Annotated in this window: 7 protein-coding genes; 2 read left to right on the forward strand and 5 right to left on the reverse strand. The window is 62.0% G+C overall.

Annotated elements, in window-relative coordinates; all coding sequences use genetic code 11:
* On the forward strand, positions 1 to 950 hold a 950-nt coding region (locus tag BP26_RS0122045; protein WP_029922722.1), incomplete at its 5' end, for a porin.
* Positions 951 to 1,043: 93 nt separating this feature from the next.
* Here the strand turns inward: BP26_RS0122045 and BP26_RS27950 are convergent.
* Together BP26_RS27950 and BP26_RS0122055 are read right to left on the reverse strand one after the other, a co-directional pair.
* A complete protein-coding gene (locus BP26_RS27950; RefSeq protein ID WP_051749292.1) occupies positions 1,044 to 3,083 on the reverse strand; it encodes a formylglycine-generating enzyme family protein in 2,040 nt (679 codons plus the stop codon).
* Positions 3,080 to 3,646, reverse strand: a complete 567-nt coding sequence (locus BP26_RS0122055) for an energy transducer TonB (RefSeq protein ID WP_029922724.1) — start codon at positions 3,644 to 3,646, stop codon at positions 3,080 to 3,082. Before BP26_RS0122055 ends, BP26_RS27950 begins: the two co-directional genes overlap by 4 nt.
* 2,177 nt (positions 3,647 to 5,823) lie before the next feature.
* Here BP26_RS0122055 and BP26_RS27955 point away from each other — a divergent pair.
* Positions 5,824 to 8,052 (forward strand): putative bifunctional diguanylate cyclase/phosphodiesterase, encoded by a 2,229-nt coding sequence (locus BP26_RS27955; protein ID WP_084183329.1) that lies wholly within the window; start codon positions 5,824 to 5,826, stop codon positions 8,050 to 8,052.
* 42 nt (positions 8,053 to 8,094) lie between these two features.
* Here BP26_RS27955 and BP26_RS0122075 read toward each other — a convergent pair whose 3' ends face one another.
* From BP26_RS0122075 to BP26_RS0122085, 3 genes are read right to left on the reverse strand one after another with little or no spacing between them, the layout of a single operon-like run.
* On the reverse strand, positions 8,095 to 9,267 hold the full coding sequence (locus BP26_RS0122075) for a diguanylate cyclase (protein ID WP_051749294.1): 1,173 nt from the start codon (positions 9,265 to 9,267) through the stop codon (positions 8,095 to 8,097).
* The gene (locus tag BP26_RS0122080) at positions 9,264 to 10,646 is read right to left on the reverse strand and encodes an ATP-binding protein (protein WP_051749295.1); all 1,383 of its coding nucleotides are present in this window, start codon (positions 10,644 to 10,646) and stop codon (positions 9,264 to 9,266) included. The genes BP26_RS0122075 and BP26_RS0122080 overlap by 4 nt, the downstream gene beginning before the upstream one ends.
* 2 nt (positions 10,647 to 10,648) lie before the next feature.
* The gene (locus tag BP26_RS0122085; protein ID WP_029922728.1) at positions 10,649 to 11,818 is read right to left on the reverse strand and encodes an FIST signal transduction protein; all 1,170 of its coding nucleotides are present in this window, start codon (positions 11,816 to 11,818) and stop codon (positions 10,649 to 10,651) included.
* Between the last annotated feature and the right edge of the window lie 568 nt (positions 11,819 to 12,386).

Raw genomic sequence — 12,386 nt, forward strand, 5'->3', positions numbered from 1 at the left:
TCTACTTCGGCCAGCACAAGCCCTGGCGCAGCATGGACGAAATCGCCAGCAACAACAGCACGGTGTTCCTGGAGCGCAACATCGTCTCCGCCACCGGCGTCTACGGCGGCGTGGATTACACCAACGGCGTGTACTACAGCTGGAACAAGGGCGCCTTCACCAGCAGCGACAATCTGTGGGCCGGTGCCTCGGTCTACTCCCTGCACAAGCAGACCGGCGGCGCCGAAAACCGCACCCAGGGCCTGGGCTACAACGCCCGCCTGGCTTATGCGCCGTTTGTTTCCCCGACGGCCTGGGCGCATGTCGGCGTGAACTTCAGCAACGACAACTCCGACGTCAACAGCACGGTCACCTCGACCGCCTCGCCGTATGCCGGCTTCGGTCCGTCGTACACCTACGGCGGCCGCTCCGGCGCCAAGCTGACCCTGGCGAGTTATGGCTCGGGCAATGCCAAGGCGCTGGGCAATCCGCACCAGGATGCCATCGGCGGCGAACTGGCCGGCGCCTGGGGCCCGGTTTATGGGCAGGCGGAGTACACGATGCTGGGCATCCACCAGGAAGGCCTGGCGGAAACCAATATCAATGCCTATTCGATCACCGGCGCCTACGCCATCACCGGCGAAACCCGCACCTATGACAAGAAGAACGCCACCTACAACGCGCTGCGTCCGTCGCACGCGTACGGGGCTTTCGAAGTCGCAGCGCGATTCGACCATGCCCAGAACAATTTCACCAATGGCAATGTCGGTTGCTCGGCGGCGGTTCCGACAGGCACCACGCTGAGCAACGTCACCAAGTGCGATGTGTCGATGGTGACCGCGGGAATCAACTACTACCCGAACCCGGCGGTGCGTTTCGTGCTGGACTACACCCACGGCCACGCCAACCTGGGTAACGCCGGCAAGGACAGCCCCGACAGCATCGGCCTGCGCGCACAGCTGGTGTTCTGAACCGAAGGCTTGCGGCAAATAACCCCGGTGCGGCGTTTGCCGCACCGGGGTTATTTATTTCCGATGAAGGGATGCAGATCGCTGCGGCAACGCTTACCTGGCACCTGTTGCCGGCGGGATTACTGCCATCGGCGCGCCATCCACCGGCTTGAACGACCAGCTCAGGGTGGTGTGAAGCTCGCCCTCGAAATGGCCGAGCACGGTGTAATCACCATCGAGCGGTACATGCGCCGGCAATACCTCCGAGAAGCTGGCGGCTTCGCGGGTGCGGAGCAAGCGCGCGGTAGTCCAGGCCAGGACTTCGGATGGTACCGGCAGATCCTCTTCACGATGCTCCACGCTGCGATTGATGGTGCGTACCGTGGTGCCCGGCGGAGACGGGACATAAAGATTTTCCAGGTAGACCTCGCCGGTTCGGATATCGACGGTCGCGGTGTATTGCCGGCATAGCGCGGCGCGGTCGCCGGCGCTGCCATCGGTGTTGGCGGAGCGGTCCAGCGACCAGGGCACCAGGCTCTTCCGTGCATGATCGTAGGCGCGTTGGCCAGCGATATGCGTCTCGTTGCTCATATGCATGCGATTCGGACAACCCGCGTAGCCGAAGAAGTACAGCCAGCGCGCGGCCTCGCCTGTGGCCGGCGCGGCGATCAGCGCATCGAGATCCTCGGCTGAATTGTTCTGCAGCGCATCGAGCGCGGCGGAACGCTCCACCACTTCCCCGCCGCACCGCTCATCGCCGATACAATCCGGCATGGCGGCCCGCACCCTGGCGGTCAAGGCCGCAAGTTCTTCCGCCGTGTGCGGCAGCTTGCCGCCATTCAGCGCCTTGAGCTGGATCAGTCCGCGCCGCGCAAGGTATTGCTGCTTGATCAGCAGCCGGCTCGACTGCTCGGGATCGAGCAGGTTGTCGCCGTAGAGAACCCCGTCCGAGCGCAGGCGTGTGCTCAGCACATAATCTTGCGTGGTCGTGCCCTGCGTGTGTTGCAGGACGTTCTTCCAGGTCTGCTGGCCCTGGATGGTGATATGCACATCGAGCTGGCGCTCCAGTGCCAGCGAAGTGGTCGGCGGCGCCGGGATTGCGAGTGTAGGCGGGCTCACCGGTTCCGGTGATTTGACCGCGGCACCGCGCGGCACGTTTGAAGTGAGCGCGGTTTCGGTGGGCGGCGGCCGGTTGTCCGGGACGGCACCCGGGCCTTGTGGCAGCTCGGCACCGCTCATGCTCCGCGCAATGCGGAAGCCGAGACCATCGCTATACGAGGCGCCGGGATCCCCATCGCGGCTCGACAGGCGCAGCGCCCGCAGGTTGTTGCCCCAGCCGCCACCACGATTGACGTACTTGCGGCAGGGCGCCGCGAGCCAGGCTGAGCCATCGACAGGTGCGCCGCTGTAATCCGCATGCCAGCAGTCGGCCACCCACTCCCAGACATTGCCCAGCATGTCGTGGAAACCCCATGCGTTTGGCGGAAAACTACCGACCGGTGCAGCCGCAGGGAAATGGTCATCACAGCCTTCGGCCCAGTACCACTCCGGATGCGCACGCCGCCCGCTGGCATCCAGCAGGTTGACGCTGCTGCACGAATCCGACTCGAAGCCGCCCCAGGAATAGCGCCCCGCCTCACCGGCGCGCGCCGCATATTCCCACTCCGCCTCGCTGGGCAGCCGATAGGGTTTGCCGGTGCGCGCGGCAAGCCAGTCGGCATAGGCCTTGGCCTGCGGCCACGAGATTCCCGCCACCGGGTAGCGGCCGTGTTGCTCGTCGACCGCCACGTGCGATTCCGTGCAGGCACCCGCCATGACGCAGCTTTTCCATTCGGCATTGGTGATTTCGAAACGGCCGATCGCGAACGGCGCAAGGCGCACCTCGTGTGCCGGCCGCTCATAGGGCTGGCCGTCGCCGATGAGATCCCCCATGCGATAGCTGCCGCCGCGCAGCGCGATCATTTCCGGTGCGCCGTCGCAGTCGCGGAATGCATGGATGCCCGATGGCAGGCGGCTCGCGTGAGTGCGGCAGGGCGGCATCGGTGCCGATGCCGCCGGCGTCGCCGGGCCAGGTGGCGAAACCAGGGCGGCCTTTTCAGCAGCGTGCGCGGCAAACGCGCCCATCGAGAACAACAAGAGGCTGTGCAGGATCATGGCGTGAATTCGATTTCCAGGCTTCCAGCCGCTTCGTTCGCACGCAACAGCGGCAACGGCTGGGTTTTCCAGATCGCCCGCCGCACCGAATCGTCGAGCATGGGGTTGCCGCAGCCTTGCAGGAAGTGCACCGCGGTGATCATGCCGCCCACCGCATAGTCGATGCGGATGCGGCACAGGAAATTCCTGCTGACGGCTGGCGGCTCCAGCCAATTGTCGTGGATGCGCCCCATCACGTCCTCCATCTCCTGGACTTCGTCCGGCACCTTCGGTGCCTGCGGCGCAGCCTGGGCGGCAGCCGCTGCAGGCTTGGGCGGAGCGGCCTGCTTATGCGCCGGAACGGGAGTCGGCACGGCCGTCAGCGGATGCAGTTGCTCCGGCGGCCTGGCAACGGCGGGAGGAACTGGCGGCACCACCGGCCGCGGTTCGGGTGCCAGGGTGAAGACCAGCGCCCGCGCGGTTGCATGCGGGTGGGCGTGGCCGCCATGCCGATTTTCCGGCGATACGATGAGTAGCGCGATCAGCAGGATGAGGTGGAAGAGCGCCGATGCCGCAAGCGCCAATGGAGCGGGCCAGGGCCGAGACTGGCGCGGCGGGGCGTACCGCGGTGTAGCTGTCGAGACCTGGGCAAGCTCGGAGTCCACTGACGTGCCGAAGCTTATGCGATTGTGTCGAGATGCCCGCAGATCACTACTCGATGTTTTGAACCTTAACGTCGACCAAGATTACATCTGATTGATTATAAATAATTTTATTCATGGCCTATGTTTTGACATGCAGCGTGGGATACAGCGTTTTTTGCGGATTAACATGGAACATCTGTTGATTCGACGTGGCTCGCTTCGGAAGCACGTAAGTGTCCGCCTTGTTCGCAGTCGTCCGTGTTCATTTTATGCTTACCCGGCGCCTCCCGCCGAATCACTGAAGTGCGGATCCTCGAATGGCGTTATGTCTTCTCGCCGGGATTTATACATTTGGTCCTTTAACGCCGGGCGAGCTTTGATCCTGCCGTCCACCCGATCGGTCCGGAGGCCAAAAGGCGGCCACGCCGAGAGCGGCGGCAACCACAGCGAGGCGGTTCATTCGAAAGGCTGCCGAACTGGCCTTGACCTTCCGCATCGGAGTTCCCACTGTGCTCACTGGATAGACCCAATCCAGCGCTTTTTGCGCACATATCATGATGGCGTAGTACGGCCGGTTGGTGCGCCTAGTGGCTTTATTGCTCAGCACCTCGTCCCGCAAGTATCTCCAGCCTCGCCATTCAGGCATTAATCCATCTTCAACCTGGATACTGTCAATGCTCAATCAGTCTTATGTTGTCCCGACTCCGTCCCTAGAGGATCTGGCGTTCGCCCGCCGCATCTTCAACACTATTTGGCTTGCAGCGCTTCACGCCCCATAGCTACTACCGTCGGATCTGCGGCCGGCGGGGCGGCACCTTGGAACAGGATGCAGCTGAAATCCATCAGACTATTGCCACGCACGGCCGCGCGGTCATGCCGGCTCCCGGCATCCGCGGCGGCGAGGGCTGGTGTCTGAATCCCATTGTGCTGCCAACGATTCGCGCCGAGCGGGGCCTCGGCGCGAAAACCGGTCAGCGGACTAATGCTGCCTGTATGACTACATAGCTCCTTGGAACTGGTTTGCTCATGAGCTGATGGTTGCCTTGTAACGCCGGGTCGGAACCAGCGGCAGCTCACGTCCAATAAATAGATACACACAGCCTCGGGTCTGGGAGAATTACCAGGATGCCGCCTTCGGCGGCTCGCTTGGACATGGAAGCTGTCGCCACAGAGATCGGTTGGGACAACGGAGCGCGACCCTGCATTCGGTATTGCGTCAACGCTTTCCGCCCCTGTCCACGCCCAGCATGCCCCGACAGAACAGGCAGTCCCGAAGTGCCGCGATATCGGAGAGTCCGGCCGGCGCAACCAAAAATGGCAGCCACCTACAAGCCGAGTCAGGCGTCCCTTGATTTGGGCGCCCAACTGGCACGCTCGATAACATCGAGATCTGATTTTGCTTCTGAATGAGCTCGACCGGACTCTCCCATATCCTTTGCTCGAAGAAGGCGCAAACTCGCCAGACCAACCACTCGTTATCGTGTCAGATCAGCTTTCCGCAAGGTCTCGCGCCGCGATGTAAACGAACATCGCCCTCTACATCGTTGCGTAATACTGTTTGAACAAGGTCTGGTCGAAAGATTCCCGCCTAATCACATACATGGCGAAGTCGGCCTTGCGCACCGCTTCCTTCCGGCTTATGGTTCATCCTGCTAGTTACGATTCGATATGGACCTCGTTGGTGCGGCGGTTGACGACAGGGACCACATCAGTTCTCTTGAGCGGGGCAAGGAGGCCGCCGCAAGCATCTCTAGGCCCGTCAGAACCGCTGTCGCGGCCGCCACGTTCCAGGGGTTATCGGGCGAGGTGCGAATCCGAGCATAGCCCTCCTCGTTGAAGCACAAGCTGTTACCAGCGTCCACGCTATTTTGACCTATGCGCCAATCAGCGAGGCAGGGCGAGTGTCGTGTACCCGCAGCGGGGTATCAACGGACGCAATGGTCCTCCACGATCAGGCGGGAAAAAAGCAGCTCGTATCGCCAAGTACCGGCGCGCCGGGACAACAAAACTCTGTACCATCGATAGCGAGCGTGGAATGCCTGGATCGTATTCCCGGAGTATAGGGAGCGCCAGGCACTGGAAATTCAGGTATTCACATCGATGAATAGGACATTCAATTGAAAAGTCCTGTTGAGAAGTCCTACGGCGTGCTATGCAACGCGGCAAACTTCTGCGTGCGCAAGTGCAGGGACTTACTCCGCCGCGGCATAAGTGCCCCGGAGCATCCTGCTTCAGGTTCGGCCCAGAGCGAAGAGCGATTCCGCTCCGCTTTTACCCACGCCTCGATCGGGATGGCGCTGGTTTCCCTGGATGGGCGGTGGCTGCAGGTCAACAAATCCCTCTCCGCCATGATGGGCTATTCGATGGAAGAGCTTCTGAAGACGGATTTCCAGACGCTGACCCATCCGGATGACCTGCCTGCCGATCTGGAATACGTCAAGTGTCTCGTCGCCGGTGAGATTCAGTCCTATGTCATGGAAAAGCGCTACTTCCATCGGGACCGCCACATCATTTGCGCCTCGCTCAGCGTTTCCATGGTACGCGACAGTGCAGGAAAGCCGCTGTATTTCATCTCTCAGATCGAAGACATAACGCAGAGAAAGCGGGCGGAAGAGGCGCTCAGGCACAGCGAGGCGCGCTTGTCCCTCGCCCTGGCGGCGGCCGGCCAAGGCACTTACGACGCCGACCTCGCGGCGGGCGGCGAAGTCAGCTTCAGCGCCGAATGCGCCACCATGCTCGGCTATGAATCCAGGGCATTCAAAAGATCCTTCGAGTCGCTGCAGACCATGGTGCATCCCGAAGACTGGGCGGAGGCGGTGCAGGCAAGGCACCAATACCTGTCCGGCGACCGTGAGGAGTATCGGACCACATTCCGGGTCAGGACAGCTTCCGGCGGCTGGAAATGGGTGCTCTGTCTCGGCGCCATCGTCGAGCGCGATGCGCAAGGCCGGCCCTTGCGCCTGGTCGGGACCTACACCGACATCACGGAGCGCAAGGAACACGAGGATAGAATCGAATACCTTGCCACGCATGATGCGCTGACTGGACTGGCCAACAGAAACCTTCTCGACGATCGTTTGAACCAGGCCATTGCTCGGACCAACCGTACCGGGCGTTGCGTGCTGGCAGTCCTGTTCCTCGATCTGGATCGGTTCAAGGTGCTCAACGACTCGCTGGGCCACCAACTGGGCGACCTGCTGATCAAGGAGGTCGCGGCGCGCCTGTGCAACAGTATGCGTAGCAGCGATACCGTCGCCAGACGCGGTGGCGACGAATTCGTGGTGCTGGTGGAGGGGCTCGCCGGGCCGGACGATGTGTTGCCCGTCGCGCAAAAGATTCAGGCGGCCATCGCCGAGCCGTTTGTCATAGCCGGGCACGAAATTTTCACCACCGTCACCATCGGCGCCACGATCTATCCCACCGACGGTGTGACCATCGAAAGGCTGCTGGCGAATGCCGACGGCGCGATGTACCGCGCCAAACTCGAAGGCGGCGGCGGCTTCGGCTTCTACACTGCGGAACTGGGACAACGCACGATTGAGCGCTTTACCATGGAACGGGCCCTCCGGCAGGCGCTCGACCGCAATGAGTTCGAGCTGTACTACCAGCCCCAGGTCCGGCTCGCCGACGGAAAGATCGTTGGGGTGGAGGCGCTGATCCGCTGGCATCAGCCGGAACTCGGCTTCGTCCTGCCTGCCCGCTTCATCCCGCTGGCCGAGGACACCGGCCTGATCGTCCCGATCGGAGAATGGGTGTTGCGAACGGCATCGGATCAGCTGGCGCGGTGGCGTACTCAGGGTCTGCCGGAGGTTCGCATGGCCGTCAATGCTTCCGCCCGCCAATTCTGGCAGGGCAGCCTGATCAAGGTCGTAAGAGAGCTGATGATCCAGGGATCGTTCGATCCGAGCAACCTGGAGATCGAAGTCACCGAAAGCGTGATCATGCGGGATGTGGCGCAAACCATCCGGCTGCTGACCGCACTCAAGGATCTCGGCGTGTTGATCACCATCGACGATTTCGGAACAGGTTACTCGTCCCTGGCGTACCTGCGGCGCCTGCCCTTGCAGAGGCTCAAGATCGATCAGTCATTCGTTCACGAGATCGGCATCAGCCCGGGCGCCGACGAATTGGTAAGGCAGATCATCGATCTGGCGCATGCCATGGACCTGGTAGTCGTAGCCGAAGGGATCGAAACCGCGGAACAGCTGAATCTATTGAAGCTCTGGAACTGCGATGAAGGCCAGGGACACTACTTTGCCCGGGCGATGAAAGCCGATGCGTGCCAGGCGCTCCTGGCTTCCGGGGGCTTCATCGTTCCGGAACATGCTGAACGTGTTGCAACTTGAAGGGCGGGAGCGCACCGGTAAAATCCTTCCGGGCCATTCGCTTCAATCGCTCGCCGCTGTTTCGATTTGCAGTTCGTGCTGATCTGGCAAGGCTCCAGGACCATTCGCCCTCCTGCCCATGACCCGATTGCGCCCCAGGCGCTTGGCCTCGTACAGGGCCGCGTCGGCGATTTCCACCAGCTGGTCGGCAGGAGCAACCGCAGACGGAACGATGGAGGTGATGCCGACGCTGATGGTGACAAAGCCACGCTCGGCAGCTGCGTGCGGCTCGTTCAGCGCGGCGACTGCGGCGCAGACGCGCTGGGCGATTGCGTGGGTCGTGTCGTAGTCGGCACCGGGCAGAATGACGGCAAATTCCTCCCCGCCATAGCGGGCAACCAGGTCCATGCTGCCGCGCGTGCCCCTCCCCAATTCCGAAGCGACCACGCGCAGGCAGGCGTCGCCGCCGATGTGGCCATAGTGGTCGTTGTACTGTTTGAAGTGGTCGATATCGATCATCACCAGGCCAACCGGCTTTTGCGTGCGTTGCGCCCGCGTCCACTCGGCATTGAGCGTATCGGCGAAGCGGCGGCGATTAGCCAGCCCGGTCAAGGGATCGGTGACGCTCAATTGTTCCAGTCTGGTTTCGAGCAGCTTGCGCTCGGCGATCTCAGTCTGCAGCGCCTGGGTGCGCACGCGCACCGCCTCCTCCAGGGAGCTCATTTTCAGCTCGGCCTGCTGCGTCATTTCCCACTTCATGGTCAGGGCGCTGGCCAGCTGGTAGGCCTCTACGTTGTCAAACGGCTTTTTCAGGATCAGCAGCCGATCGCCGAGTTCGAGCTTTTCCGACATTTCCTCCCACGAATAATCCGAATAGGCGGTGCACACCACCACCTGCAAGCGCGGGTCTTTCTGCCAGATGTGGGCGATGGTTTCGACGCCGTCCCAGCCCGGCGGCATGCGCATGTCGATGAACGCCATGGCGTAAGGCCGGTTGTCCCGCTGCGCCTGCTCGACGAGGGCGAAGCCTTCCTGCCCCTGGCATGCGCCATCGATCTGGAATTCAGGGTGGACGGGCCGCCCATCGACGTCACCGAACAGGGCGGCCTCGGCCCGGGACAATGCGCCATTGCCATCCAACCCCGCCCCCAGGATCTTTTTGAAATCCTCGATGATGGCCTCGTTGTCGTCGATGATCAGGACGCGGCGGTTCACCGTCGCAGCTTGCAGATTCATACAGACTCCCGTGCCGGTTGCAACGGCAGTTCCAGGGTGAAGATCGCGCCTTGTTGCGGGCCGTCGCTGTGCGCGGTCAGCGAACCGTCCATTTCCTTTGCGGCCAATGCGCCGCTGTGCAGGCCGAAGCCGTGGCCGGATTTGCGGGTGGTGAAGCCGTGATTGAAGATTTTCTTCATATTCTCCGGCTCTATGCCGACGCCGTTGTCGATAACCGAGATCCTGACGCGGCCGTCGGCGCTCGCCACCCGCACCGTCATGCGCTTGTCGGAGCGTCCGGAATCGTCACAGGCATGCTTGGCATTACGCAGCAGGTTCACCAGCACCTGCAGCACCCGGTGCTTGTCGACCTTGATCGGCGGGACCTCGCCATATTCCCGAACAGTCTTAATACCGTGGCGGCTGCATGAGCCCTCATTCATGCGCAAGCTGTCTTCCACCAGGTCGATGACGCTTACGGTTTCGGTGATACCTGAAACCGTGGCATAGCTTTGCTGCATTGAAACGATCTTCTTGATATGGTCGATGTTGCCGCGCAGGGATTCGAGCTCCTTCAGCGTTGCTTCCTGGTCGGCGCGCAGATGTTCCGCGAGTTGCGCCAGGTAGCCGGGCACCAGCTTGCCTTTGGGGTCCTCGCTGAGGAATGCGCCCAGGTCCGCCTCGTGCTCCTGCAGCAGGGCCACGGCTCGCGCCAGGCCGGAAACCTTGGACTTTCTGACGTTGTCCGCCACCAGATTCGCGGAGACGTTGACGCTGTTGAGCACGTTGCCGACGTTGTGCAGGACGTTGGTGGCGATCTCGGCCATGCCGGCCTGGCGGGAGGCATCCGCGAGCTGATTGTGCATCTGCTCCAGCTTTGCTTCCGCACTCTTGCGCTCGGTGATGTTGCGCGCGATGGCGACAACCTGGTCCCGCAACAGCGGTACCAGGCGGACTTCATGGTACGACTCGAGTCCCTTGGCACCTTCGGAATGTTCGATGCTGACCATCGACTTTTCGTCGATCACCCGCCGCAGGACCTCGGAGAAGCGATCCCCTGAATATTTGAGCCAGCACTCCTGGATGCGCCTTCCCGACAACTCCTGCTGCGGCATTTCGCCGCCAGCTCCCGCCTTGACGGAAAGGATGGTGCCTTGATGATCGAGCCGGAACACCAAGTCGGGAATTGCCTGGAAGATCGCGCGGATTTCCGAGTTCGCCTCGAGCAATTCCTGCGAGCTCACTTCCAGCGAGCGCTCCATTAGTTCGCGATCGACCTCGAATTCCTTATAAGCACTATCGACGGCTGCGATGAAACCCTGCCATTCGGCGGGGATGTTGAAGTCACCGCCGAAGAAGCGTTTCAGCTGACGCTTCAGCAGGCTTTGTGTGGGGACCATGATCAGCCCTCGGCAAATGTGGTGATGGTCATGGTCTGGTTGTGCAGTTCGCTTTGCTCGCCGAGCGAGAATGGGGCGATTTCTCCATAGGAGTAGAAACCCGTCAGCACCGCCTGTTCGCCCAGTATTTCACGCACGCCTTCCACTTCCTCCTCGACACGCTGCTTGAGAACCAGCTTCCGGCCAACGCAGCTGATGAGTATGGCCAGCTCTGGAGCGACTGCCCCCGCCGCCTGGCGGCTGGCGCGGGCCGCGCCGATGGCGCCGTCGACCAGCCGCTCGACATTGGCCTTGGTTAGACGCGCATGGGCGCCTTCCGGAATATCCCCGGCGAAAGTCATGCTCTGCTCTTGTTCGTCCACCGCGAGGATGGTGCGTACCAACGGGGTTTCGCCAGGCTTGGTGCGCACGCTCAAGGGAAACAGCAGGCCGGTGGCCGGCAGGCCCTTGGCGTGCTCGCCCAGGTATTGCTTATACAGGCCCAGGGCGGGGCGGCCATCCAGCTCGAACAGGACATTTCCCTTCGAGCGCGTCACCAGCCGTTCGGGGCCGAAGGGATCCCAACCGCCAAGTGAGCCGAAGCCGACCTTCAGTCGGCTGCCATACAAGCCGACCACGGCGACGGCGCCTTTCTCCGCGGCGCCGCTCTTGAAGACCAGGGTTTCGCCGAAGCGTGCACCGTCGCCGGCCAAGCCACCGGTCACGGCTACGCCCTCCGGCAGGTATTTCGTCAGGCCGCGCACCAGCGCGCTGCCGTTGACGCCGAGGCCATCGGAAAGTACCAGGACGTGGACCAGCTTTTGTTGCGGACCTCCGCCGAAGCCGTCGATCGAATGCGGCAGCTGCCGTGCCAGGAATTCACCCGCCTGCACGCTGTCGGGGTTGGCGTCCAAGCTGAACTGGGCGGTGCGCAATTGCGTATGCTCGAAATGGATCGCCGTGGCGACCATCGAGTCGTCAGCAACCTGGGTGCCGCAGATCTCTCCGGCGGTGGAGCAGCCGAGGATGTACGCAGAGGGGTAGAACTTGCGGATCGACTCCGCCAGGCTGGAGTCTCGCAATGCCGCCGTGGCGCCGAACAACAGCACCAGCTGTGCGGATTGCTCCAGCGGCACGCTGGAAGCGGGGCTCCAGCCGCGGCCCTGTGTCCAGCTTCTTTGTTCGGTTTTCATGAGCACGCCACCTGGCGGGTTGGCATGCTGACCGTTGCGTATCGCATTTCCTCGTCTCCTCCGAGCCACCGCTCGCTGCATAGATCCGGAGCTACATTGGCCCTGGATTGAGGCCACTATGCTCCGAATATGACGAACAAATCATGTTGGCGGCCGAACGGCCCAAACCGGCAGAAGAACGAGGGGCGGTCGAATCGGAGTTCAGCGTGGCGAGGGAGCGCTCGAACCCTGTGATCGCGTGTTTGGCGCTACCGCTGGAAATCCCATCCAGATATTCGAATACTTCTACAATTCCTCAATCGAGATCAATTCGCATTCCCTGAGTACTCAAAGGCTTTTGAGCGATGTGCTGCTACTTCTTCCCGCGAATATGCAGACGCGGGATGCAAGTGCCCGCTACGCCACATCTGGCGCGGTGGCCGCCCTGCAATCGAATATTGTGTACTGTCTAAGAGCCTGTAACAGAATGAATCGCGCCTGCGACGGCGGCCATTTTTGCGCAGTGCAAGTCGGACAGAGTGCGGCATGGTGATTCCATGGTGCGCTCTGGCCGGCGCAGCACTGCGCA

Source organism: Nevskia soli DSM 19509 (genome assembly GCF_000711955.1).
In the GTDB taxonomy this organism is placed as follows: domain Bacteria; phylum Pseudomonadota; class Gammaproteobacteria; order Nevskiales; family Nevskiaceae; genus Nevskia; species Nevskia soli.